The 25,634-nt window shown below is 62.6% G+C and carries 20 protein-coding genes and 1 pseudogene; 8 read left to right on the plus strand and 13 right to left on the minus strand.

Annotation, left to right across the window (positions count from 1 at the left end; genetic code table 11):
- Positions 1–2: 2 nt before the first annotated feature.
- From BKP54_RS17705 to BKP54_RS17715, 3 genes and pseudogenes are all read right to left on the minus strand, one after another.
- Positions 3–1,021 (minus strand): annotated as a pseudogene (locus BKP54_RS17705) (metalloregulator ArsR/SmtB family transcription factor).
- Between the two features lie 660 nt (positions 1,022–1,681).
- The gene (ettA, locus tag BKP54_RS17710; RefSeq protein WP_025427752.1) at positions 1,682–3,331 is read right to left on the minus strand and encodes an energy-dependent translational throttle protein EttA; all 1,650 of its coding nucleotides are present in this window, start codon (positions 3,329–3,331) and stop codon (positions 1,682–1,684) included.
- 118 nt (positions 3,332–3,449) lie between these two features.
- The gene (locus BKP54_RS17715; RefSeq protein WP_084814679.1) at positions 3,450–4,196 is read right to left on the minus strand and encodes a ribonuclease; all 747 of its coding nucleotides are present in this window, start codon (positions 4,194–4,196) and stop codon (positions 3,450–3,452) included.
- 217 nt (positions 4,197–4,413) lie between these two features.
- Between BKP54_RS17715 and BKP54_RS17720 the strand changes: the two genes are divergently transcribed.
- Genes BKP54_RS17720 through BKP54_RS17730 form a run of 4 tightly spaced genes read left to right on the plus strand, consistent with a single transcriptional unit; the run spans position 4,414 to position 8,056 of the window.
- The gene (locus tag BKP54_RS17720) at positions 4,414–5,397 is read left to right on the plus strand and encodes an alpha/beta hydrolase (protein ID WP_025427754.1); all 984 of its coding nucleotides are present in this window, start codon (positions 4,414–4,416) and stop codon (positions 5,395–5,397) included.
- 12 nt (positions 5,398–5,409) lie between these two features.
- Positions 5,410–6,363, plus strand: a complete 954-nt coding sequence (locus BKP54_RS17725) for a DMT family transporter (RefSeq protein WP_025427755.1) — start codon at positions 5,410–5,412, stop codon at positions 6,361–6,363.
- 45 nt (positions 6,364–6,408) lie between these two features.
- Positions 6,409–6,621, plus strand: coding sequence for a thiamine pyrophosphate-binding protein (locus tag BKP54_RS37115; protein WP_280951648.1), 213 nt, complete (start codon positions 6,409–6,411; stop codon positions 6,619–6,621).
- The gene (locus BKP54_RS17730; protein WP_280951650.1) at positions 6,569–8,056 is read left to right on the plus strand and encodes a thiamine pyrophosphate-binding protein; all 1,488 of its coding nucleotides are present in this window, start codon (positions 6,569–6,571) and stop codon (positions 8,054–8,056) included. Before BKP54_RS37115 ends, BKP54_RS17730 begins: the two co-directional genes overlap by 53 nt.
- A gap of 276 nt (positions 8,057–8,332) precedes the next feature.
- Here the strand turns inward: BKP54_RS17730 and BKP54_RS17735 are convergent, their stop codons facing one another.
- The 3 genes from BKP54_RS17735 to BKP54_RS17745 form a co-directional block, all read right to left on the minus strand.
- Positions 8,333–8,683: a cupin domain-containing protein gene (locus BKP54_RS17735; RefSeq protein ID WP_025427757.1), complete on the minus strand. Its 351-nt coding sequence runs from the start codon at positions 8,681–8,683 to the stop codon at positions 8,333–8,335.
- A 157-nt stretch (positions 8,684–8,840) separates the two neighbouring features.
- A complete protein-coding gene (locus tag BKP54_RS17740) occupies positions 8,841–9,179 on the minus strand; it encodes a TIGR01244 family sulfur transferase (RefSeq protein WP_025427758.1) in 339 nt (112 codons plus the stop codon).
- 77 nt (positions 9,180–9,256) lie between these two features.
- Positions 9,257–10,102 (minus strand): DUF4432 family protein, encoded by an 846-nt coding sequence (locus BKP54_RS17745; protein WP_025427759.1) that lies wholly within the window; start codon positions 10,100–10,102, stop codon positions 9,257–9,259.
- Positions 10,103–10,268: 166 nt separating this feature from the next.
- Between BKP54_RS17745 and BKP54_RS17750 the strand changes: the two genes are divergently transcribed.
- Positions 10,269–11,696, plus strand: a complete 1,428-nt coding sequence (locus BKP54_RS17750) for a L,D-transpeptidase (RefSeq protein ID WP_025427760.1) — start codon at positions 10,269–10,271, stop codon at positions 11,694–11,696.
- A 490-nt stretch (positions 11,697–12,186) separates the two neighbouring features.
- Positions 12,187–13,476 carry an FAD-binding oxidoreductase gene (locus BKP54_RS17755; RefSeq protein WP_025427761.1) on the plus strand — a complete coding sequence of 430 codons (1,290 nt, stop codon included), beginning with the start codon at positions 12,187–12,189 and terminating at the stop codon, positions 13,474–13,476.
- Between the two features lie 428 nt (positions 13,477–13,904).
- On the opposite strand, the gene BKP54_RS17760 is transcribed toward BKP54_RS17755, so the two are convergent.
- The 7 genes from BKP54_RS17760 to BKP54_RS17790 all read right to left on the minus strand — a co-directional run bounded on the left by BKP54_RS17760 (position 13,905) and on the right by BKP54_RS17790 (position 23,178).
- Entirely contained in the window at positions 13,905–15,425 is a 1,521-nt protein-coding gene (locus BKP54_RS17760) for a globin-coupled sensor protein (protein ID WP_158071705.1), read from the minus strand.
- 289 nt (positions 15,426–15,714) lie between these two features.
- Positions 15,715–16,434: a ParA family protein gene (locus BKP54_RS17765; protein ID WP_025427763.1), complete on the minus strand. Its 720-nt coding sequence runs from the start codon at positions 16,432–16,434 to the stop codon at positions 15,715–15,717.
- Between the two features lie 234 nt (positions 16,435–16,668).
- A complete protein-coding gene (locus BKP54_RS17770; protein WP_025427764.1) occupies positions 16,669–17,817 on the minus strand; it encodes an iron-containing alcohol dehydrogenase in 1,149 nt (382 codons plus the stop codon).
- Positions 17,814–19,199, minus strand: a complete 1,386-nt coding sequence (locus BKP54_RS17775; protein WP_025427765.1) for an aldehyde dehydrogenase family protein — start codon at positions 19,197–19,199, stop codon at positions 17,814–17,816. Before BKP54_RS17775 ends, BKP54_RS17770 begins: the two co-directional genes overlap by 4 nt.
- Before the next feature lie 86 nt (positions 19,200–19,285).
- Entirely contained in the window at positions 19,286–20,650 is a 1,365-nt protein-coding gene (locus tag BKP54_RS17780) for a glutamine synthetase family protein (protein ID WP_084814681.1), read from the minus strand.
- A gap of 95 nt (positions 20,651–20,745) precedes the next feature.
- Entirely contained in the window at positions 20,746–22,293 is a 1,548-nt protein-coding gene (locus BKP54_RS17785; RefSeq protein WP_025427767.1) for an amino acid permease, read from the minus strand.
- Between the two features lie 111 nt (positions 22,294–22,404).
- Positions 22,405–23,178, minus strand: coding sequence for an N-formylglutamate amidohydrolase (locus tag BKP54_RS17790; RefSeq protein WP_025427768.1), 774 nt, complete (start codon positions 23,176–23,178; stop codon positions 22,405–22,407).
- Positions 23,179–23,351: 173 nt separating this feature from the next.
- Here BKP54_RS17790 and BKP54_RS17795 point away from each other — a divergent pair, with 173 nt between their 5' ends.
- Positions 23,352–24,230, plus strand: a complete 879-nt coding sequence (locus tag BKP54_RS17795) for a MurR/RpiR family transcriptional regulator (RefSeq protein WP_025427769.1) — start codon at positions 23,352–23,354, stop codon at positions 24,228–24,230.
- A gap of 187 nt (positions 24,231–24,417) precedes the next feature.
- On the plus strand, positions 24,418–25,521 hold the full coding sequence (locus tag BKP54_RS17800) for an ABC transporter substrate-binding protein (RefSeq protein WP_025427770.1): 1,104 nt from the start codon (positions 24,418–24,420) through the stop codon (positions 25,519–25,521).
- Positions 25,522–25,634 lie beyond the last annotated feature (113 nt).

Consider the following 25,634-nt stretch of genomic DNA (forward strand, 5'->3'; position numbering starts at 1 on the left):
TCTCAAATTCCCCCTGCTTGCATGCGCTGATGTGGCGCTTCGCTCTCCTCGACGGCCCGCTGATCGCGCGCAAGCCAGATCGTCACCGTCAGTTTTCCTCCGTCCGTGCCTTCCGGCGACAGATCGGTCGTCTTTTCCAGGGCGAGCCGGCCTTTGCCAGCCAGTCGGTCATCGCCTGATGCGAGAAGCCAAGCCGCGCATGGGCATGCTCGTCGCGTAAGTGCTCCAGCCCGTGCGGCGCAAAATCGATGATCACCAACCGCCCGCCCGGCGTCAGCATGCGTGCCGCCTCAGCGATCGCCGCTTCCGGCTGATCGAGGAAATGCAGCACCTGGTGGATGGTGACGAGATCGAAGAACTGGCCATCAAGCGGCAAGTTGAAGATATCGCCGTGGCGGATCGACGCCTTGGTGATGCCGGCGCGGTCGAGATTGGAGCGGGCAACGGCCAGCATGTCGCGACTGGCATCGATGCCGATGCCGCGCCGATAGAGCCCTTCGAACAGTTGCAGGATGCGCCCTGTGCCGGTGCCAAGATCCAGCAGGCTCTCGACCGGCTCGTCGCCAACCATGTCGCGCAGTGCCGTCTCCACATCCCGCTCGCTGACATGCAGGCGCCGAAGCTCGTCCCAGCCGGCCGCGTTGCGGCTGAAATAGGCCTGCGCCTTTTCGGCCCGCGCTTTCTTCAAGGTGACGAGCCGGGATGCATCGCGCGACAGAACTGCGTCGTCGCCGGTGGCGGATGCAAGCATCGCCCTGACCAGCGACACGCGGGCGCCCTCCTGGCGAAGGCGGAAATAGGCCCAGGCGCCTTCCTGATAGCGGTCGACGAGTTCGACCTCGGCCAGGAGCTTCAGGTGCCTCGAAATGCGGGGCTGCGATTGTCCGAGAATTTCGGTAAGATCAGTGACGGTGAGATCCCCAGCGGCAAGCAGCGCGAGAAGGCGCATGCGGGTCGGCTCACCCGCAGCCTTCAGCACATCCACCAGCGCGTCGAGACCAAGCTCTCTCTGATCCGCCATATCATTCCCCATCAACACATAAAGATATGTTTATGTGATTTGCGGATGTAGCGCAAGCGGATTTGCGCGAAGAGACCAAACTATGCCGCTCCAGGAACAGGATTTTCCACCGTTTCGACACGCAAACGGGCGAAGCTTGCGCTCCGCCCGTTGACGATGCCTTTGCGGCGTGGCGTGCCACTGACCCTGCCCTGCGCTCTCCGCCTCGCGGCCCGCTCCCGCCCTTGACCGCGGATGCCCACAGTCTCAACGCAGCGCAATGTGGACGACGCATCCAAAGAAGCGGTTTCAACGAGAGGGCCAGCGGCAAGGGTCACGCACCGCAGCGTCCATGACGCATTCTATGGAATGGTTGGCGGGAGAGCGTATCGCCCGAACCAGCCATCGGTTCGGGATACGACATATGCAAGCAGGCGGCTGAGACTGGCGCGAAACGAGACGGGGCAGGATGCCGCAACGTCAAAGCTGTGGCATGCCTTCTCCCTTAAATCGTTTCCGAGCCAGGGCTGAAAGCACGTCACCCAAAGGTGCGCTGCGGTTTTGCGATAACGAAATGTGCAAAACCAGAGCTTACGGCGCAGCAAGCGAATCCTGGAAATCGCTACGCTTTGAGCGGGGCGCACGTCGCGCAAGCCGAGGCTCACGCGACGTGCCAGAGTGTTAGCGCGTCAGGCGCTTGTAGGTGACGCGCTTCGGGTTGACCGAATCCGGGCCGAGGCGACGGATCTTGTCCTTCTCGTAGTCTTCGAAGTTGCCTTCGAACCATTCGACCTGGCTGTCTCCTTCGAAGGAGAGGATGTGGGTCGCCAGACGGTCGAGGAACATGCGATCGTGGCTGATGATAACGGCGCAACCGGCGAAGTTTTCCAGCGCGATTTCAAGTGCCGCCAGCGTCTCGGTGTCGAGGTCGTTGGTCGGTTCGTCGAGCAGCAGCACGTTGCCGCCGTTCTTCAGCATCTTGGCGAGGTGAACGCGGTTGCGCTGACCACCCGAAAGATTGCCGACCTTCTGCTGCTGGTCGCCGCCCTTGAAGTTGAAGGTCGAGCAATAGGCGCGCGAGTTCATCTCGTATTTGCCGAGCTTGATGACTTCGGCACCACCGGAGATTTCTTCCCAGACGGTCTTGTTGCCGTCGAGCGCGTCGCGGCTCTGGTCGACATAGCCGAGGTGCACGGTTTCGCCGATACGGATCGAGCCGCTGTCGGGCTGTTCCTGGCCGGTGATCATGCGGAAGAGCGTCGTCTTACCGGCACCGTTCGGGCCGATGATGCCGACGATGCCGCCCGGCGGCAGCTTCAGCGACAGGCCGTCGATGAGTAGGCGGTCGCCGTACCCCTTGGTGACGCCGTCCATTTCAATGACCACCTGGCCGAGACGCTCGCCGACCGGGATGATGATCTGCGCGTCGCCCGGACGCTGGTTTTCAGCGGCGTTGACCAGTTCGTCGTAGGAGCGGATACGCGCCTTGGACTTGGCCTGACGGGCCTTCGGGCTGGATGCGATCCATTCCTGCTCGCGGGCGATCGCCTTCTGGCGGGAAGCCTCTTCGCGGCCTTCCTGCTGCATGCGCTTGGCCTTGGCGATGAGGTAGGCCGAATAGTTGCCCTCGTAGGGAATGCTGCGGCCGCGGTCGAGTTCGAGGATCCAGCCGGTGACGTTGTCGAGGAAGTAGCGGTCGTGGGTGATCATCAGCACGGCGCCGGGATATTCGCGCAGGTGCTTTTCGAGCCAGGCGATCGTCTCGGCGTCGAGGTGGTTGGTCGGTTCGTCGAGCAGCAGCAGGTCCGGCTGCGACAGAAGCAGCTTGCAGAGCGCAATACGGCGCTTTTCACCGCCCGAAAGACTTGTGACGTCTGCATCACCCGGCGGGCAGCGCAGCGCTTCCATGGCCATTTCGACCTGGCTCTCGAGATCCCACAGGTTCTGGCTGTCGATGATGTCCTGAAGCTTTGCGCCCTCTTCCGCCGTCTCGTCGGAATAGTTCATCATCAGCTCGTTGTAGCGCTCGACGATCGCCGTCTTGGCGGCAACGCCTTCCATGGCGTTTTCGAGCACGGTCTTGGTCGGGTCGAGCTGCGGCTCCTGCGGCAGGTAGCCGATGGTCGCACCTTCGGCGATCCAGGCCTCGCCGGTATATTCCTTGTCGAGGCCGGCCATGATGCGCAGCACCGTCGACTTACCGGCACCATTCGGGCCGAGGATACCGATCTTCGCGTCCGGATAGAACGACAGATGAACGTTCTCCAGGACCTTCTTCGCGCCATAGGCCTTATTGAGCCCGGCCATATGATAGATGAACTGACGTGCCATAAAAGAATGCTCCGCATGGGAAGGAAATTTGCCCGCTATGTAGGCGAATTAGTGCAAAGGGGCAATCGCCAAAGGCGTTTGCCCCCGCCTATCCCATGCCGGAGCGCCTTGTCAGCCGCTATCCGCGGCCTGCCGCGTCAGCAATGCCCTTGGCACATTTGAACTCCGTCGGCCCCGCCGCCTGGATCAGCGGCGCGAGGCTGGATTTGCCCGAAACGTCTCCCGTCAAGCCGATCGTCAGGCCGGTGATGACGCTGCGTCCCGCGACCGTCTGGCAGCGCATGCGCACCCGGTCGCCGGCCCCTGCGCCGAAGCTCTGGTCGAAAGCCTGCTTGATCGCCTTCTCATCGAGTTCCGAGCCGATACGCGCCCGAAAGAGCGCGCCGACGGCGGACCGGTTGAGCTCGTCGAGCATATGCAGTTGCGTGGCGAAATAGTCGTCGACCGGTGCCGTCTGGCAGGTGCCGCTGCGCAACCATTGGTGACGATCGAGGCCGGATTGAACGCCCGGCATGGCGACCAGCAGCCGCGCCGCCGTATCATCGGCCATGGCGAGCTTCGGCAGATCGAGCCAGTCGCCCTTGCGGTCCTGGGTGCGCATCTCGGCCGCCACCCCGCAATAGCTCTTGCGCAAGGGCCAGAGCCCGTGCAGCGACAGGTTCGTGGCATCGAAACGTTCGGCCGTCTGGTTGGCGAATTCCTTGCGTTGCGGCCGCGTCTCGCAGAAGCCCGGCTGCCAGCTGACGGCAAGCACATATTCCGTGCGGCCCGAGGCGCCTTCCGCCGCGGCATCAACCTTCTCTTGCGCCAAGGCAAACAAGGATGGAGCAAGCAGCATTGCCAGCGCCATCGCAACAATTGTCATTGGACTTGATACCGCTTTACTCCAACATGCCATGACACTCTCCCGATAAAACAAAACGGGAACAAATATCGCTCAAAACGGGAAAATTGGAACTGTTAATTACAGGTCCGCGAAATCGCTTGTGACCTCATGCGTAACGATCAACAAGCAGCGATTGCCTTTCCCCTGTAAATCGATTTGATATCGGCAGAGTCTGACGATTGGTCCGGGAGAAGGCATGTTCGGGCAGGTGAGGACGCATCAGAGCCCGACAGGCGCTATCTTGAACTGGCGCCATTTTCCGGCAGCTGCCGACGCGCGTGGCATTCTTCTTGTCAGCCATGGCCTTGCCGAACATTCCGGCCGCTATGCCCGTTTTGCCGAGGCGATGGCCGGCCACGGCTTTCACGTCTATGCCCACGACCATCGCGGACATGGCGCGACGCGCGCGCCGGATGCGCCGCTGGCCATGTTCTCGAACAGCTCAGGTCTCGACAAGGTGTTTGCCGACATCAGGGCCATGCGCACGCTCGCCACCGCCGCCCATCCGGGCGGCCTGCCGGTCATCCTCTTCGGTCACTCGATGGGCGGGCTGATCGCGCTCAACGCCGCCGAGACCGATCCAGGTCTCTACGATGCACTCGCCGTCTGGAACTCGAATTTCCGCCCTGGTATCGCCGGGCGCGGCGGCCAGTTGATCCTGAAGATCGAAAAGGCGCTCAAGGGCTCGGATGTGCCGAGCCCGCTGTTGTCGAAGCTCACTTTTGGCGCCTGGGGTCAGGCGATCAAGGATCGCAAGACCGATTCCGACTGGCTGTCGCGCGACGAGGCGGAGGTGGCCAAATATATCGCCGATCCGCTGTGCGGCTTCGACGCGACGGTGTCGCTCTGGCTGGATCTGATGCGGCTCGCCTTTGCCGGCGCACGGGCCGACCGGCTGGCGCGCCTGCCCGCCGGCCTGCCTGTTCATCTCGTCGGCGGCAGCGCCGATCCCTCGACCGAAAACGGCGGTGCCGTCCGCTGGCTCGGCGAGCGCATGAAGGCGCGCGGAATGACGGATGTATCGGTAACGATCCATGAGGGCATGCGCCACGAGACGCTCAACGAGATCGGCCGTGAGAAGGCAACAGCGGAGTTTGCGGCCTGGTGCCAATCGGCCGTCGGCAAATCTTCTGTCGGCCATTCTGTTGCCGCCAAGGCTGTGGCCGGCAAGAGGACCTGACCCGACATCATCATGGCAGACATGTCCCTCCCCAAGACCTCCAACGCCAATGACCGCATCTCCTTCGGCCTGACGCTGATGGTCCTTTCGGTGCTGTTGTCGCCGCTGATCGACATCTTCGCCAAGCTCGCGATCTCGACAGTACCGTCGGCACAGATCACCGCCGTGCGCTTCATCCTGCAGGTCGTCTTCATCCTGCCGATCGTGCTCGTGCGCGGCAGCCTGTTCGACCTCACCTGGCGCAAGACCGGGCTGCACGCGCTGCGCGGCGGCCTGCTTGTCGTCACCATGCTGTCCTTCATCACCACGCTGAAGGTAATGGAGGTGGCCGACGCCATCGCCATCTTCTTCGTCGAGCCGATCATCCTCACCATCCTCGGCAGCATCTTCCTCAAGGAGACGATCGGCTGGCGGCGCTACACCGCCTGTGCCGTCGGTTTCCTCGGCGCGCTCCTTGTCATCCAGCCAAGCATGCAGGAGGTGGGCCTGATCGCGCTGCTGCCGATCGTCGCCGCCTTCGGCCTGGCGGTGTTCCTGCTGGTGACGCGCATGGTGGCGCAGAATGAGGACCCGTGGTCGATGCAGTTCCATGCCGGCATCTGGGGCGGTCTCTTCTGTCTCGTACTGCTCTGGCTCGGCGAAGGCAGCGGATCTGGTATCTTCGACCCGGTCTGGCCCGAGGGCAACACCTGGTTCTATCTGCTCGGCGTCGGCGTCACCGCCACTATCTCCGGCGTGCTTGGGGTCTATGCCTATCGCTCCGCCCCCGCCTCGGTGCTGGCGCCGCTGCAATATCTCGAAATCGTCTCGGCGACGATCTTCGGCTGGCTCGTCTTCGGCGACCTGCCCGACGCGCTGAAATGGCTGGGCATTTCCATCATCATCGGCTCCGGCCTCTACATCATCTGGCGGGAACGCCGGGTCGACAAGACCGCGAGCATCGCTCCGGTTTCGCCGGCGATCTGAAAACAAGTGATCTGAAAACAAAAGAATGACTATCGGGAGGAAAGCATGAAAACTGGAGGTCAGCTCGTCGTCGACGCGCTCGTCGCCAATGGCGTCAAACGCATCGCCTGCGTACCGGGGGAAAGCTATCTGGCGGTGCTGGATGCGCTCTACGACACCGACATCGATGTCGTCGTCTGCCGCCAGGAGGGGGGGCGCTGCAATGATGGCCGATGCCTGGGGGGCGGCTCAGCGGCGAGCCCGGCATCTGCATGGTAACGCGCGGCCCCGGCGCCACCAATGCGTCGGCGGCCTGCATGTGGCCCGGCAGGATTCGATCCCGATGATCCTGTTCATCGGCCAGGTCCAGAGCGAGGCTCGCGAGCGCGAAGCCTTCCAGGAGATCGAATATCGCCGCGCCTTCACCGAGGTCGCGAAATGGGTCGGCGAGATCGACGATCCCGCCCGCATTCCCGAATTCGTCACCCGCGCCTTCGCGGTCGCGACCTCAGGCCGGCCGGGCCCGGTCGTGCTGACGCTTCCCGAGGACATGCTTACGCGCAGCGCCGAGGCGCCAGCGGCAAAGCCCTACCAGCCGGTCGAGGGCCATCCGGGTCCGTCCCAGATCAAGCAGCTCGGCGCGCTGCTCGAAGGCGCCAAGCGCCCGATCGCCATCCTCGGCGGCACGCGCTGGACGGCTGACAGCGTCGCCGAATTCCAGCGCTTTGCCGAGCGCTGGAGCCTGCCTGTCGGCTGCTCCTTCCGCCGCCAGATGCTGTTCGACCACCTGCACCCCAACTATGCCGGCGATGTCGGCATCGGCATCAACCCGGCGCTGGCAAAAGAGATCAAGGAAGCTGATCTGGTGCTTCTGGTCGGAGGGCGCTTCTCCGAAATGCCGTCGTCCGGCTATACGCTGATGGATGCGCCCTATCCGCGCCAGACGCTTGTCCATGTCCACCCCGATGCATCCGAACTCGGCCGCGTCTATCGGCCGGAACTGCCGATCGCCGCCAGCCCCCGCGATTTCGTCACAGCACTCGAAGGGCTCGCGCCAGCGGCCGAGCCGGTGTGGTCGGCACGCACCAGGGCGATGCATGAAGGTTACCTCAAGTGGTCGACACCGCCGGAAACCGGCCCCGGCGACGTGCGCATGGGCCCGATCATGAACTGGATCGAGGCGAACACACCGGAAGACACCATCTTCACCAACGGCGCCGGCAACTACGCCACCTGGGTGCATCGCTTCCACCGCTTCCGCAGATACGCAACACAGGCAGCCCCCGCCTCCGGCTCCATGGGTTACGGCCTGCCGGCAGCCGTTGCCGCCAAGCATCTGCACCCGGATCGCGAAGTCATCTGCTTTGCCGGCGACGGCTGTTTCCTGATGCACGGTCAGGAATTCGCAACTGCCGTGCGTTACCGCCTGCCGATCATCACTGTGGTTGTCAACAACGGCATCTACGGCACGATCCGCATGCACCAGGAGCGGGATTATCCCGGCCGCGTCAGCGCCACGGACCTGACCAATCCTGACTTTGCCGCCCTTGCCCGCGCCTATGGCGGCCACGGCGAGACGGTGGAAAAGACTGAGGAGTTTGCCGATGCATTCCTGCGCGCCCGCGCCAGCGGCAAGCCGGCGATCATCGAGATCAAGCTCGATCCGGAAGCCATCACCCCGACGCGCACGCTGAGCGAAATAAGGAAAGGCTGAGCGGAACGGGCAGGTTTTCCTTCGAGCACGCTTCAATCACGGCGCCGACGCGCCGTGGCTGGATTCCTGTGACAAGCACAGGAATGAGGGCATGGAACTGTTGCGGCCAACCGAGCCCGTTTCCGGCGTGATCGCACATCTCCGCAAACGCGGCATGCGCGCTGCGACACCTCCTAGCGCTCCCTCATTCCTGTGCTTGTCACAGGAATCCAGCTGCGTCGTGTCGACGACGCAGGGAGGTGGTGTCCTCCTCTATACTGAGTTGCCGCTTCTTGCTTATTCCAGCCACTCCGTCGCAAACGCACCGGTCACATGCAGGTCGGTGGTTTCCAGGCGCCCAGGTCCGAGGTTTTCGAACTTGTGCGGCACGTTGGCCGGCGCCACGACGATCTGCCCGGCTTCTGCCTCGATCTTGCGATCGCCGACGGTAAACAGCGCGCGGCCGGTGCGGATGATGAAGGTCTCGGGATAGGGATGACGGTGCAGCTTCGGCCCGCCGCCAACCTTGTCGGTGGTATAAAACATCACCGAAACGTCGGCGCCATAGGAGCCGCCCTGGAACTCGCCCTGCCAGACATCGGGCTTTTCAGCCCACTGCTCGCGTTCGATCAAATGTATTCCCGTCATGCCATATCCTCCGCCGTTCGTGTATCCGAACCGCGGTCGAGCCGGCGCGTCAGGTGCGCATTCCCTGGGGCATGCATCCCTTGGGGGCTATGTGGACCCGAGGACACATCGTCGCAAAGGGCGCACGAAGTGCGCCCTTATGCTGCGGTAGGCCGGCTCAGCCGCGAATATGCTGTGTCTGCTGGAAGACCGCCGTCGAGCGAGCGCCGGAGCGGCAATAGCCGAGCATCGGGCGCTGGAATTCGTCAAGCGCGTCGACCATCTTTTGGACCGCATCCGCCGTCACGCCCATCGGGCCGACCGGGATGTGCATGGTCTCGATGCCCAGCTCCTGCGCGCGCGCTGCGATGGAATCGAAGGTCGGCTGGTCCGGCGCCTCGAAATCGGGGCGGTGGCAGACGATGGACTTGAAGCCAAGCGCCTTGATCTGGTCGAGGTCTTCGACCGTGATCTGGCCGGAAACCGAGTATTCATCGTTGATCGGGCGGATGTCCATGGTCGCTTAATCCCTGCAAAAAACCTTGGCCACTGATGTAGGCGCGGTGCCCGCCGGCGTCAATTCCAATCGCTCAGTCAGGAGACACCGAAGGCAAGCGCATAGGTCTGTGTCTGCCCGGGCTCGAGCAGTTGCAGCTCACCGGCAGCAGCAAGCTCCGGCCGCTTGGCGAGGCGATGCGACGCAGGCTCGATGCTGATGACATCGGCCGCACCACGCTGACAGCGCCACATCTGCAAGTAAGGCAGCGTGTCGGCGCGAAAGCGCACCGCCAAGCACTTCCCGCCCGCACCGACCAGCGGCGAAAGCGCCACTTCGGACCAGCCGTCGGCCCCGACGCTGGCCGGGATGCAGAAATGCGCGCTCTCGCCCTCGCCGAAGCGCCAGGCCCGTTCACCCTCGGCAAAAGAGGGACTGGTTATGCGGGTCGCGTCGCCGACCAGTCGGCCGGCAATATTGAGGTGGTACATCATCATCGGCGGAAAGGCGCCGGCGCCGGTGTTGGTGAGCCGGTCTTCCAGCATCACCTCATGTCGGTCCGCATCCACATGCCAGCGCCGTTCCAGGAGCGCGTGGCCGCCATCGGCAAGATTGACCTCGACGGTGGCGATGCAAAGCGTGGTGTCGGCGGACATGTGCGTGTGCTTGACCGGCGTGCCGGCAAGCGAACCGTGCAAGGGATAGCGCGTGCCTTCCCCGCGGCCGGCAATCGGTTCGGGATGGCGGATGTGGTCTGGTCCGCAGGTAAAGAGAAAACCGGCGAGTGCCCGGTCGATGCGCGGGTCGCCATCGGAGGGGATCGCGGTACCCGGCGAAAGATCGACGCCATCAACGACGAAGGCGGCGATATCGAGTGCCGACAGACGGTCGAACAGCAGATGATTCTCCTGTTCGTTATCGGGTGCATCAAATCTCGTTCGCATGCACCAGCCTCCAGTCCAACTCACGGGAATCACAGCGATCACAAAGACATGATAGCCGACAGGGGCTGTTTTTCATCGGTTGAAAGCTGCTAAGGGTGCGCCTAGATAGAATTTAACCGCTTATTCATGATGAATTCACTTTTTTCACATTAACGTCGAAATCCAAATGTACCGCGCCACATCAACCACCATGAGAACAGGTTTTATCGTGACGTCAGCGACCCGCACCGGCCTCTCGCTCCTCGCCGCAGCCGGCTTCCTCGCCGTGGATCTTGCATCCGCCTTTGCTCAGGAAGGTTACGGCCGCAATCGCCGCGGCAATGGCGACGTGATGCTGGTGACGCCGGAAGGCGAAATTCTCGACTATATGCCGGGCCCCGATGAAGTGCGCACCATGCGTGACCGTCGCGGCCGCACCGTGCTGGTCGACAACTGGGGCAACGTGGTCGCAACCGTAGTACCGTCCGACGGCTATCGCGCCTATCGCCGCCAGGGCGACGTCGATGTCTATTCCAACCGCCGCAACGGCGACCGCGGCTACGGCTATTCCGAGCCGGGCGATGTCACCGGATCCATTCAAGACTATCGCGATCCGGCCTATCGCGACGTGGTGCCGCCCTCGGTCGAGCGCAACGACCTGCCCAACAGCCTGCCCGGCCTGATCGACGGCAGCGAAGAGGCGGCGATCGATCCGCAATATGAGCAGCCATTGCGGCAGTCCATGCCGCCGGCCATATCGGTCAAGTCCAAGTCGCGCGCCGAAATCACCGCGCTGCAGGTCTTCCTCGACCGCGAAGGTTTCTCGCCCGGCGTCATCGACGGCAAGATGGGCTCGAACGTCACCAAGGCGATCGAGGCCTGGCAGCAGTCAACCGGCGAAACGCTCGATCCGAACAACACCGAAGATATCCTCGAGCGCCTGCGCATGAACGGCGGCCTGCCGATCACCAGCTATACGATCACGGCCGCCGATGCCGCAGGCCCCTATGTCGCCTCGATCCCCGACGACTACGCCCACAAGGCGATGCTGCCGCACATGTCCTTCACCGCGACGACCGAAATGCTCGGCGAGAAGTTCCACATGGACGAGACCTATCTGCGCGAGCTCAACCCAGGCGTGGACTTCACCATTCCGGGCACGATCATCAAGGTCATCAATCCCGGAGAAAACCGCAAGGAAAAGGTCGCGCGCATCGTTGCCGACAAGGCCCGCAAGCAGGTTCTGGCCTATGATGCCGCCGACAAGCTCGTCGCCGCCTACCCGGCAACGATCGGCTCGTCCGACACGCCCTCGCCGTCAGGCATCGTCAATGTCGAGCGCATCGCGCTCAATCCCGGCTACACCTACAACCCGAAGATCAACTTCAAGCAGGGCAACAACGACAAGATCCTGACGCTGCAGCCGGGGCCGAACGGCCCGGTCGGCACGGTCTGGATCGCGCTCTCGAAGCCGACCTACGGCATTCATGGCACGCCGGAGCCCTCCAAGATCGGCAAGACCCAGAGCCACGGCTGCGTTCGCCTGACCAACTGGGACGCAACGGAACTTGCCAAGATGGTGAGTGTCGGCGTCACGGTCGAATTCGCAGACTGAGGCATCAGCCGCTCGATACATCCCGCAGAAAACGATCAAAGCCCGGGTACCACCCGGGCTTTCTTCTTTGCCGACCGTGGCAAGCGTTGCCGCGTAGGAACCCCGGTGGAATTGACTGAAATCGCAGCTTTTTTCGCATCCCGTCCCCCAATTGGGGGAGTGACAGCGACATGTCTCCGTTGAAAATGAGCTTGCCTGATCGATGACGTCATCGGTCAGGTTATTTTCATCGGAACCCATAGGGCCGGTGCGGCGGACCGCCGACCCGGCAAAGACATTTACACCCGACTACTCCACCGACACGACCCAGACCGCGGCCGCCCACGAACCGGCTGCGGTCATTTTTTTGCGGACGCCCCACAGTCAACCTTCATGACCTCATGAAACCCCTCATGACCTCATGAAACATTGTCATGAGAATTTTCGAGGCGATGGCCCTATCACTTAGCCACCTCTAAATTTCAGGCCCTTGACCGAAGGAATGTCCGCGATGGCGACCGAGCGCACCTTGCCCAACCTCTGGCATGCGACGGCACCGGCAGCGCCGGACACGCGCCCGCTTGCCCGCGACCTGACGACAGATGTCGCCATCATCGGCGGCGGCTTCACCGGTCTTTCGGCTGCACTTCATCTCGCGGAAAAAGGCGTCAAGGCCACGGCGATCGAGGCGAAGATGATCGGCTTCGGCGGCTCCGGCCGCAATGTCGGCCTCGTCAATGCCGGCATGTGGGTCAAGCCCGACGATCTGATCGCGACGCTGGGGCTCGAGGCCGGCAACCGCCTGCTCGGCGAACTCGGCGACGGCCCGGCAATGGTCTATGCCCTGGTCGAGAAGCACGGCATCTCCTGCGAAGCCGTCCGCAACGGCACCCTGCACATGGCCGTCGGCGCCGAAGGCTTGAAGGATATCAGCGACCGCGAGACCCAATGGAAGAAGCGCGGAGCGCCGGTCGAGGTTCTCTCGGCCGAGCGATCGAGCGCGCTCTCGGGCGCTGAAGGTTTCTCCGGTGCGCTTCTCGATCGTCGCGCCGGCACGATCCAGCCGCTTGCCTATGCCCGCGGCCTTGCCCGTGCGGCCCTTGCCGCCGGTGCCGAGATCTATACCGACACTGCGCTCGTCGGCGCCGAACGCAAGGGCGAAACCTGGGTGCTGAGAGCCGGCCAGAACATCGTCAGGGCCAAGCAGGTGATCCTCGCCACCAATGCCTATGGCGGCATGTTTGCCGAGACCCCGTGGCAGGAACACACGCAGGAACTGACGATCCTGCCCTACTTCCAATTCGCCACCAATCCGCTGCCGGAAAAGGTCGCAAGCCGCATCCTGCCGGAGCGCCAGGGCACATGGGATACGGGCCTTGTCATGACCTCGTTCCGCATGGACCAGCAGAACCGCCTGATCTTCGGTTCGATCGGCCGGCTCGATGCGATGGCCGAGGGCACGCACCGCGCCTTCGCCGCCCGCTCCGTGCGCAAGCTCTTCCCCTATATCGGCGATTTCCGCTTCGAATACTGGTGGGACGGCCGCATCGGCATGACGACCAACAACCTGCCGGCCATGCATACGCTGGCGCCGAACGTCGTCTCCGTCAGCGGCTACAACGGCCGCGGCATCGCACCCGGCACCGTCTTCGGCAAGGCGCTCGCCGACCACGTCACCGGCCAGACCTCCGCGATCCCGCTTGCCGAAACGCCTGTGACGCCCGACACCTGGCGCAGCGTCAAGTCCGCCTTCTACCATGCGGGCGCACAGGCCAAGCATCTGGTCGACCGCCGGTTCTGAGCGGTTTCGTCAACGCGCGACGAGACATCCCTTGCAGACATCGAAGATGGTGAACTCCGTCTGAGACGGGCGCCATGTCGACGCACGTTCATGCGCAGGTGGCACCCCATCCTCCGTCTTCCTCGGTTGACCCGAGGATCCAGGGCCTGCCACGCGAAATTGGCATGTGCTTTCGTGGAACTGCAGAACGGGATCCTCGGGTCAAGCCCGAGGATGACGACCGGAGAAGTGAAGCCCGGGGACGGAACGTCACGAAGACAAGCTCGGGGCTGACTGAGTGGTCAAAACTTACCATGATCACAGCGGACGCCGAAATTCCTACGAACTTCGCGGCGATCCAAGTGCGCTCATAAAACTCTGGCTATAATAGACAGCGCCCCGGACCGGGATGATCCGAGGCGCTATTGCCCATACTGCGATACGTGGGCTCAGGCCGCGCGGCGATAACCGGACGCGGTGCCGACGTGAACCTGGGTAGACGTCTGGAACGCCTTCAGCTTCAGCGCGATCTGTTCTGATTCCACCGTCAGCGCCTGGCTCGCGGCATTGGCTTCTTCAACCATGGCAGCATTCTGCTGGGTGATCTGATCCATCTGGCCGATCGCCGTATTGACCGCCTGCAGGCCGGTGGCCTGTTCCGCCGTGCTGGCGCGGATGTTGCCGAAGACCGAGCTGACTTCGACCACCTGCGAGACGATCTGCTGCAGCGACTGGGCGACCTGGTTGACCGAGCTGACGCCATCATCCACCTGGCCGCGCGACTTGGCGATCAGGCCCTGGATGTCCTTGGCCGCATCGGCGCAGCGCTGGGCGAGCGCCCGCACTTCCGAAGCGACAACCGCAAAGCCCCTGCCCGCCTCGCCGGCACGCGCCGCCTCGATGCCGGCGTTGAGCGCAAGCAGGTTGGTCTGGAAGGCAATCTCGTCAATGACGTCGACGATGCGGGCGATGCTCGCAGACGAGGTCTGGATTTCCTGCATCACCTCAATCGCGTGGCTGACCACCTCGCCGCTCCGCTCGGCATTGGCGCGGGCGGCAATCACCGTCGAGTTCGCCTGATCGGCGCCTTCGGCCGTCTGCTTGACGGTGCGCGTCACCTGTTCGACGGCAGCGGCCGTCTCCTCGAGGTTTGCCGCCTGGCGTTCGGTGCGCTTGGCGAGATCGTTGGCTGCTGCCGCAATTTCCTTGGCGCTCAGATGGATCTGGCTGGCGCCGGCCTCGATGCCGCCGATCGCGCGGGCAAGCTCGCTGATCGCATGGTTGAAGTTCTCGCCGAGTCCCTCGTAGGCAACCGGCAAATCGGCGGCGATGCGCGCCGTCAGGTCACCGTCGGAGATCTTCTTCAGGGCAACGCCGAAGGTCTGGCTGACGAGCTTGCGTTCGGTCGCCAGTACCTCTTCCTGCACCGCGCGCTGCTTCGTGACGTCGGAGGCGTCCATATAGACCGAGATCGACAGGTCCATGTCGAGGAACATGCCCTTGACGAGGCTCGAAAGCATCGCGCTCATCTCTTCCGCCGAGGTCGTCTGGCGCGAAAACAGACCGCCCTTTGGCCAATTCGCTTTGACGATCTCCGTGATCAGATGTTCGGCGATCAGCGCGTAGCCGCCGATATACCAGCGCGGCTCCAGCCCGATACGGGCGTGCACCTGGCCGATGGTGCGGACCTTCGCGCCATATTCGTCGTTGAAATTGGCGTCGGCGATGTTGGCCCAGTGGCCGACCTGCGCGCCCTTGGCGCGGTTGATGTGCGCATCCGACGAGAAGAAGCGGTTCGTCTCCGGCGTCTTTTTGACCCGGGCGTAAAACTTGTCGAGCGCCGGCGCCAGCTCCTTTTCGAGGATCGGCTTCAGGGCCTTCAGGCTCGCCTTGGCGGCATCGTCAAGCGCCATGAAATTGAGACGACCGGCAATGTCTTCCTTGCCGGCAGCGACGTGTTCCGTTTTCATGCGCGATTTCCCTGCATGCTCTTGCTGGATCATGGAAGCTGGACGGGAGACCAAGCGAGAAAGGTCGAATCCACAATCCTTGCCGCAATCATGGCGGCTACCTGCACCCTCGCAAACCGCCATAAGGTGCAATCGCTTTCCACCAGCACTGGTATAAGCCCATGGTAAAGGAAGCCTTAGGGGCAACAGCCTTTTCGGGTGGTCGCAACGCGATTCAACCGGAATTGACGAACATCAATTCCGGTTATGGCAGTCTTCAAAGCGGCTAACTTCGTATGCCGATCCCTGATCAGGCCGCGCGCCGCGTCGCCCAGGATGGTGCACGCGAAGCCCAGGAGCGGCGCGCCCTCACCGGCGTCAGAGCCTGCACTTCCTTGGCAAGCGCAGCTGCATTTTCGCGGGCCTTGTCGAGGTTGCTGACGCGGGTATCATCCATCGACTGAAGCGTGCCGCCGCAGTCGAAAATCTCGCGATAGGCAACGCGCTCGACGATCGGCGTGTCGAGCACGGAGACGCCGCGCGAAGCAAGCAAAGTCTTGATGGTCTGCAGCGCCCGCGTCGTCACCAGAGAATTGACCCGGGTGAGAACGACGGAATGGTTGATGCGCACACGCGACCTGTCCTCGATCTGGCGGATGAGCTCGAGGATCTGCACGGCACCGCGCGCATCCATCGCGCAGCCCTGCACCGGGATCAGCACCTGGTCGGAAAGAGCGAGAGCCAAAGCGACGATCTGATCCTTGGCGCCGGCGAGGTCGATGATGATGTAGTCGGCTTCGTCCTTCATTTCCCGGATATGACATTCCAGCGATGCCGGCGTGATATGCGAGATGACGGAGAGATTGGCGATCTGGCCGGAGTTTTCCGCCCAGCTGGTGATCCAACGCTGCGGATCGGCATCGAGGACCACAACACGGTGTCCCTGTCTCGCCAGTTCCGTCGACAGGATCAGCGCCGCCGTCGTCTTGCCCGCGCCGCCCTTTGCATTGGCGAATGTGATGACCGCCATCTTCTTCCTCATTCTGTCCTGTGTTCCGTGGCCTGCCCAACCGATGCTTCGCCGGGCAATGCCGCTTAATAGAACCTTTCAGAACATGGTTAACGAATTGGAAATTTTCGTTGGCGAAGATTAACCCCCGCCCTGCCCAATCCGCAGGCAGGGCGCGAAAAAGCCCGGAAAACCAATGGTTTCCCGGGCCGAAGAAAATTAACGGTCAGTTACTTTAGAGCGACTTGCCGGCGGTCAAATGCACTCCCTGAACAGCTTCTTGGCCGCATCGAGCGTCAGTTCAACCGGGTTGCCGCCGGCGGTCGGATCGACGATCGCCATTTCCGACATCTCGTCGATACGGTCGGTGCCGACGCCGAGTGCGGAAAGCTTGTCGGGAACGCCGAGTTCCTCGCGCAGCTTCAGCACGTAGTCGTAGAAACCGTCGAAGCCACCGGAAATGCCGAGATAGGCGGCCGCCCTGACGATCCTGTCCTCGATCGCGCTGCGGTTGAAGCGCAGCACCGGCGGCATCACCACGGCATTGGTCATGCCGTGATGGGTGTTGTAGATCGCACCGACCGGATGCGACAGCGAATGGATCGCGCCGAGCCCCTTCTGGAAGGCGACGGCACCCATGGCGGCCGCGCTCATCAGGTTGGCGCGTGCTTCGATATCGGTGCCGTCCTTGTACGCGCGCGGCAGGTATTCCTTGACCAGGCGCATGCCTTCAAGCGCGATACCGGCCGACATCGGATGGTAGAACGGCGAAGAATAGGCTTCCAGGCAATGGGCAAAGGCGTCCATGCCGGTGCCGGCGGTAATCACTTTCGGCATGCCGACCGTCAGTTCCGGGTCGCAGATGGTGACGGCTGGCAGGAACTTCGGGTGGAAGATCACCTTCTTCACATGGCTGGCGGAGTTGGTGATGACGCTGGCGCGGCCAACCTCTGAGCCGGTGCCCGCTGTCGTCGGCACCGCGACGATCGGCGCGATGCCTTCGACGCTCGCACGTGTCCACCAGTCGCCGACATCCTCGAAGTCCCAGACCGGGCGGCGGCTCTGGCCGGCCATGAAGGCCACGCACTTGCCGAGATCGAGGCCGGAACCGCCGCCGAAGGCGACGACGCCATCATGGCCGCCGTCCTTGAACGCCTTGACGCCGGCGGCGAGGTTGACGTCATTCGGGTTCGGATCGACGTCGGCGAAGATCGCCCGGCCAAGGCCGTTGGCCTCGAGGATATCGAGCGCATTCTGCGTGATCGGCATCGGCGCCAGGCCACGGTCGGTGATCAACAGCGGCTTCTTCATGCCGACAGCCTTGCAATGTTCGGCAAGCTCCTTGATCCGGCCGGCGCCAAACTTGATGGCGGTCGGGTAGCTCCAGTTCGCGGTGATCGTCATGCTGTGACTTTCTTCAGATGGTAGGATTTCGGACGGGTAAGGTTCTGGAAGCCGATGACCGAAAGCGAGCCGCCGCGGCCGGTTTCCTTGACGCCGGTCCAGCACAAGGCCGGATCGAGATAGTCGGCGCGGTTCATGAAAACGGTGCCGGTTTCAAGGTCGCGGCCGATGCGCGAGGCGCGGTCCGCATCCTGGGTCCACAGCGACACGGTCAGACCGTACTGGCAATCGTTCATCAGCTCGATCGCCTGGCTGTCGCTCTTCACCTTCATGATGCCGACCGCCGGACCGAAGGTTTCTTCGCGCATGAAGGCCATCGAGTGATCGACATCAACAAGCACCTGCGGCGCGAGATAGGCGCCGCCATCATCCTGCGGGAATAGTTTCGGATCGACCAGCGCCTTGGCGCCCTTGGCGATCGCATCGGCGATCTGCTCGCGCACAGTTGCGGCGAAGCGCTTGTGCGCCATCGGGCCAAGCGTCGTTTCCGGATCGAGCGGGTTGCCGAGCTTGTAGTTCGACACCCAGGCAACCGACTTCTCGACGAAGGCGTCATAGAGCGATTCATGCACATAGATGCGCTCGATGCCGCAGCAGCACTGGCCGGAATTGAAGGTAGCGCCATCCATCAGCGTGTCGACGGCCGCATCGAGATCGGCGTCTTCCATGACATAGCCCGGATCCTTGCCGCCGAGTTCGAGGCCGAGACCGGTGAACGTTCCGGCGGCCGCGCGCTCGATCGACCGGCCGCCTTCGACCGAGCCGGTGAAGTTGATGAAGTCGAAGCTTTTCGCCGCGATCAGCGCCGCCGTCGTCTCATGGTCGAGGAAAACGTTCTGGAACACGTCGGCCGGAACGCCGGCCTCGACGAAGGCGCGCACCATGCGTTCGCCGACGAGGATCGTCTGGCTGGCATGCTTGATGACCACCGTGTTGCCGGCCATCAGCGCCGGCGCGACCGTGTTGATCGCGGTCATGTAGGGGTAGTTCCACGGCGCGATGACGAAGACCACGCCATGCGGCTCGCGCTCGATACGACGGCCAAAGCGGTCGCTCTCTTCGACGAGGATCGGCTTCAGCGCGTCGGCAGCAATCGAAGCGACATAGTTCGAGCGCTCGTTGAAACCCTTGAACTCGCCGCCGTGGCGCACCGGCCGGCCCATCTGCCAGGCCAGTTCCGGCACGACCTCGTCGACCATCTCGTTGAGACGGGCAACGCCTGATAGTACCAGGTTGACGCGCTCGTCCAGCGGACGGCGGGCCCAGCTCTTCTGCGCCTGGCGCGCGTGGGCGACGGCCTGCTTGGCCATTTCCAGCGGCAGCGCCGGGCGCTCGGCATAAACCTCTCCGTTCACCGGAGAAATACACTTGATCATGCTCATGATCGTCTTCCTGCTTCCATTTCGAATGACGGCGTAGCCGGCCCTTGGTACCGGACCGGCCACTGAGATCTAAGTTTCCGGCCTTGTCAGGCCCGCTCGAAGCCGCGCGCCACTTCCCAGTCGGTGACGCGACGGTCGTATTCTTCCTGCTCCCACTCGGCCGCGCGGACATAGTGGTCGATGACGTCGTCGCCGAAGGCGGCACGCAGCATCTTGGACCCCGTCAGCGCCTCGGTGGCGGCGCGCAGGGTGCGCGGGATCTCGCGCACGTTCTTGCCGCCGTAGGCATCGCCGACGAAGGGCGCTTCCAGTTCCATCTTGCCTTCGATACCGGAAATGCCGGCCGCGAGCAAAGCCGCGAAGGCGAGATAAGGGTTGAGATCGGAGCCGCCGACGCGGCACTCGATGCGGATCGCCTTGGTGTCTTCACCGCAGAGGCGGTAGCCGGCCGTGCGGTTGTCCTTGCTCCACACCGCCCTGGTCGGCGCGAAGGTGCCGGCCATGAAGCGCTTGTAGGAGTTGATGTAGGGCGCGAGGAAATAGGTGATCTCGCTGGCGTGGCTGAGCAGGCCGGCCACATATTGGCGCATCTGCTCCGACATGCCGTATTTGCCGTCCTTGTCGAAGAATTTCGGCGTCTTGCCGTCAGGGCTCCACAGCGACTGGTGGATATGCGAGGAGGAGCCCGCGGCCGAATAGTTCCACTTGGCGAGGAAGGTGATCGCCTTGCCGCGCGACCAGGCAATCTCCTTGCAGCCGTTCTTGATGATCGCATGCCGGTCGGCCATCGTCAGCGCGTCGGCATAGCGCACGTTGATCTCTTCCTGGCCGGCGGACGCCTCGCCCTTGGAATTCTCGACCGGGATATCCGCGCCCTGCAGGCCGTTGCGGATCGCCCGCATTACATCCTCTTCCTTGGTGGTCTGGAAGATGTGGTAGTCCTCGTTGTAGCCGCTGACCAGCTGCAGGTCGCGATAGCCGGACTGGCGCGCGTCGTCATAGGTCTGATCGAACAGGAAGAATTCGAGCTCGCTCGCCATGAACGCCTTGAGGCCCATCGCCTCCAGCCGCGCGATCTGCTTCTTCAGGATGGCGCGCGGTGAATGCGGCACTTCGGCATGGGTGTGATGATCGAGCATGTCGCACAGCACGAGTGCGGTGCCTTCGAGCCACGGAATGCGCCGCAGCGTCGAAAGGTCCGGCTTCATCGTGTAGTCGCCATAGCCCTTCTCCCAGCTCGTCGCCTTGTAGCCGGAGACGGTCTCCATCTCCATGTCGGTCGCCAGCAGGTAGTTGCAGCTATGCGTTTCCTGCCAGGCGCTGTCGACGAAATACTGCGCGTGGAAGCGCTTGCCCATCAGCCGGCCCTGCATGTCGACTTGGCAGGCGAGAACCGTATCGATGCGGCCGGCGGCGACATCCTCTTTCAATTGCTCGAACGAATAGCTCATCAAATTTCATCCCATGTTTCGGCAAGCGGCCGTTCCCGTGGCCGCAAAAAGAAAGGCGGAAGCTGCAGATGCGCTCCCGCCCATTTTATTATTGGTTAGACTTGGCCGACCGCCTTTTCGGCAGCGGCGATTTCCGCCTGGCGGCGAGCCACTTCATCGCCGATCGGCGGACCGCGGAACCGGCGGTTTTCCAGGCCGAACCAGATGATCGCAGTCAGCGCCAAGAAGCCGACGGTGATGTAGAGCGCCCAGTCGTTTGGCGGCTGGATGCCGAGAACGAAGATCAGCACCATGGCGATGATCGAGAGCACCGCGAAGAGCTTGAACATGCCCTCGCCCAGGTTCCACGGACCCATCTTGTCCCACTTCGACGTACCCCAGGCGAACAGACCGAGCGTGATCGGGATCGCGAAGGAGAAGAACAGGAAGATGACGGTGCACGATACGACGATCGTATAGACCGGCGTTTCGCCGATCGAGACCAGCGACGAGCCCCAGACGAAGAGCACGGAGAGGATCGAACCGGTCCAGATCGCAGCCACCGGCGTGCGGTAGCTCGGGCTGACCTTGGCCAGAGCCTTGGACGCCGGCAGGCCGCCGTCACGCGAGAAGGCGAAGATCATGCGCGAGACCGACGTGACGGTTGCCAGGCCGCACAGCCACTGGCTGACGAGGATGGCGAGGTAGAGCACGTCCTTGATCACAGGGTGAACCTGCGCGTCCATTGCCCAGAAGAACACGTTCCAGCCCTGCTTGGCGGCTTCGTCCATGTTCGGCAGCATCAGCACGAAGGAGCAAAGCATGATGTAGCCGAACAGCGCCGACCACAGCACCGACGAGACCATGCCGCGCGGCACGGATTCTGCCGCCTTTACGGTTTCTTCCGAGGTGTGCGCGGAGGCGTCGTAGCCGGTGATCGTGTAGATCGGCAGCAACAGGCCGAGCAGGAACACCCAGGTGCCCGAGGTCGCCGGCCATACGTTTCCACCCGTCTCGCCGGAATAGTTGGAGAAGGTGAAGAGGCGGGCGATGTCGTAGCTGTCGGCGACGGCAAGGCACACGAGCGCAAGCAGGATCGCCGTTGCGAAGATCAGGTAACCCGAGAAGTCGGTGAGCTTGGCCGTAAGCCCGATGCCCATGTGGTTTACCAGCGCCTGAGCGCCCGTGATGACCGCAAGGAAGATGATGCGGGTGAGCGTCGTATCCGCAAGACCGAAATACGGCGTGCCGAACGAGCCCATGAAGAAGTAATAGGTGCCGACGTTGATGGCGCCGAGAACGGTGACGAGACCGAGCAGGTTGAACCAGGCGGTTACCCAGCCGGTGAAGCGGTTGCCGAGGATCGAGCCCCAGTGATAAAGGCCGCCGGCCGTCGGATAGGCCGAGCTGATCTGCGCCATGGCGACGGCAAAGACGAGCGAAATGAAGCAGCCAAGCGGCCAGCCGATGCCGATTGCGGCCCCACCCGCACCCGACGTCGCCTGCGCCAGCGAGTTGATGCCGCCGGAGAGAATGCAGATGATGGAGAATGAGACCGCGAAGTTCGAGAACTGGCTCATTCGCCGCTCGAGCTCCTGGGCATAGCCCATCGAATGCAGGACCTGCATGTCCTGCTTTTTGTCGAGATCACTGTAGTCTGACATTTTTCTTCCCCTGATTTCTTCAGACCCGACCGCCCCATTGCAGCAGGGTCCCATCACCACCTGCCCCGGCAAGCCGGAACAGGACCGCGGCAAAGCCGCTCCCCAGGGTCTTTATTTTGCTGAAAGCGCTGCCACGCCTTTGCTGAGCAGCCCTTCCAGATAATCGGCCATGACCCTCTGGCCGATCTCGTTTCGAATGAGATCGTTGCGGATCTCGATCATCACATTCGGCAGCCCGTTGTGGACGCCGTATTCGATCAGACTGTGCGTAACGCCGTCGGCCGGCCCGTAAGGCTCGTTGCGGCGGATATCGTAGGCGACCTTGCCCCTGGTTGCGAAGGTCAGCATCTGATCGGCGAGCCGGCTGTCGGCATCATGCAGGATGCCCACTTCGACGGAACGCGGCTTGCCGAAATAGACGGGCGTGAACGAATGCATCGTGACGACCACCGGCGGTCGGCCTTTGGCCTTGCGCTCGGTCACGAACTGGCTGATGGCGTCGTGAAACGGCAGGTAGATCTCGTCGACCCGTGCCCGGCGCTCCTCCTCCGCCATGTCGCGGTTGCCCGGAACCTCATAGACTTCGCTGACGGCAGGCATGGCGCCGTCGGCCTCCGGCGGGCGGTTGCAATCATAGGCAAGGCGCGAAAAGCGCTGGTAGATCAGGACCGCGTCGAGCTTGCGCGACAGAAACTCTGCAACCGCGAGCGCGCCCGGGTCCCAGGCAATGTGGCTTTCGAGCGCCTGCGGCGAAAGGCCGAGCGAACCGAGACGCTCCGGCACCCGGCGCGACGCATGTTCGCAAACGAGAACGATATCGCCTCTCCCGGCCGCGTTCTCGATCGCAACCGGATCGCCATCTGTATCGGTCAAAAGTCGCGTCAACACCGGCATCCCCTCTTGCCCCGTTAGACGTTCGTTAATGAAAAGATTTGTTCAGAGATTAGCGAGTGTCAATCGAAATCTGAAACGATCTCTTCAAAATTGCGATTGACTCCAATTGTGACAGCGATGTTTAATCTGTCACAAACTGGCGTTAGACCAGTTCAGGGGAGACTATGACTAGCAAGGCGACACCCACGACGGTGTCGGATGTGATCAACGCCCACTTCGCCGCGCTGACCCGCGCGGAAAGACAGTTGGCAGAGACACTTCTCGACAACTATCCCGTATCGGGACTCGGTTCGATCACCACGGTCGCCGAGAACGCCGGCGTATCGACTCCGACCGTCGCCCGCATGGTGCAAAAGCTTGGTTTCAAAGGCTTTCCCGATTTCCAGTCGCGGCTGCACCAGGAGCTGGAAGCCACGATTTCCAACCCGATCACCAAGCATGACCGCTGGGCCGCAAGCGCGCCGGGCACCCACACGCTCAATCGCTTTGCCGATGCCGCCATGAACAACATGCGCGAGACGCTGGCGCAGATCGAGCCGCGCGAATTCGACGAGGCGGTCGCCCTTATCGCCGACCGCAAGCGCAACGTCTATCTGCTTGGCGGCCGCATCACCCGCGCCGTTGCCGATTATCTCTTCACCCATCTGCAGGTGATCCGCCCTGGTGTCACCGAAATCGCGTCGAATGCCAGCGCATGGCCACACTACGTGCTCGACATGCGCCACGGCGACGTGCTGATTCTCTTCGACATCCGCCGTTACGAGCAGGAAATGGAGACGCTGGCGAAATCGGCGCGCGAACGCGGCGTCGAGATCGTCCTCTTCACCGATCGCTGGAGCTCGCCGGTGGCAAAATCCGCCTCCAAGGTCTTCCGCTCGCAGATCGAGGTGCCCTCGGCCTGGGACAGTTCAGTGGTGATCCTGTTTCTGGTCGAGGCCCTGATCGAGGCCGTCCAGAGCACCAACTGGGACGCAACCCGCGACCGGATGAAGACGCTAGAGGGATTGTTCGATTCGACCCGCATCTTTCGCAAACCGGTTTAGGAGGAGTGGCCGGCACGTTCACGGAATTTTATGCACGTGTGTTTCAGTGAAGGCGCCGTGTCGAAAAAAGAATTGTTCTTCCAACGACATGCGCGGCGCGAACAGACAGATCGCTGTCACACAAGTTTCATCGCATCTCTTTAACAGCATCGCCGAAATTGACTGAAAACCCATAAGGAGAACGCCAGTGATTTCAACGACTCAACGCCTGCTCTCGCTTTCCACCGCCATGCTTCTGGCAACGACGGCCATCGCCGCTGCCGAGCCGAGCGAAGAGCTCATCGCCGCCGCCAAAAAGGAAGGCTCGCTGACCACCATCGCACTTCCGCACAACTGGTGCGGCTATGGCGACGTCATCGCAGGCTTCAAGGCCAAGTATGGCCTGGAAGTCAACGAGCTGAACCCGGATGCCGGTTCGGGCGACGAAATCGAAGCCATCAAGGCCAACAAGGGCAACACCGGCCCGCAGGCGCCTGACGTCATCGACGTCGGTCTCTCCTTCGGTCCGTCGGCCAAGGCCGAAGGCCTGATCCAGCCCTACAAGGTCTCCACTTGGGATTCGATCCCGGATTCGGCCAAGGACGCCGAAGGTTACTGGTACGGCGACTACTACGGCGTTCTCTCCTTCGTGGTGAACACCGACATCGTCAAGGACGTGCCGAAGGACTGGGCCGACCTGAAGAAGTCGGACTACGCCAACTCGGTCGCCATGGCCGGCGACCCGCGCGCCTCCAACCAGGCGGTTCAGGCCGTCTACGCCGCCGGCCTCGCCGCTGGCGAAACCGATGCCGTCAAGGCTGGTGAAACGGGCCTCGGCTTCTTCGCCGAAGTCAACAAGGCCGGCAACTTCGTTCCGGTTATCGGCAAGTCCGCCTCGCTCGCGCAGGGCTCGACCCCGGTCGTGATCGCCTGGGACTACAACGGCCTTTCCTGGCGCGACAGCCTCAACGGCAACCCGCCGGTTGAAGTCGTCGTTCCGGCTTCGGGCGTCGTCGCCGGCGTCTACGTCCAGGCGATCTCGGCCTACGCGCCGCACCCGAACGCGGCAAAGCTGTGGATGGAGTATCTTTATTCCGACGAAGGTCAGCTCGGCTGGCTGAAGGGCTATTGCCACCCGATCCGCTTCAACGACCTCGCCAAGAACGGCAAGATCCCGCAGGAACTGCTCGACAAGCTGCCGCCGGCAGCAGCCTACGAAAAGGCTGTCTTCCCGACGCTCGAAGAGCAGGCCAAGGGCAAGGAAGCGATTACCACCAAGTGGGATAGCGTCGTCGGCGCAAACGTGCAGTAATATCCATGACTTCCGCCTCTCCGCGCCTCGGCGCGGGGAGGTTTCCCTAAAGCGCGTCACGATCACCAGGATTCGCTTGCTGCGCTTTAAGGTCTTGTTTTTGCGCATGTCGT

This window comes from Ensifer sp. 1H6, from assembly GCF_001976035.1.
Lineage (GTDB): Bacteria > Pseudomonadota > Alphaproteobacteria > Rhizobiales > Rhizobiaceae > Ensifer > Ensifer canadensis.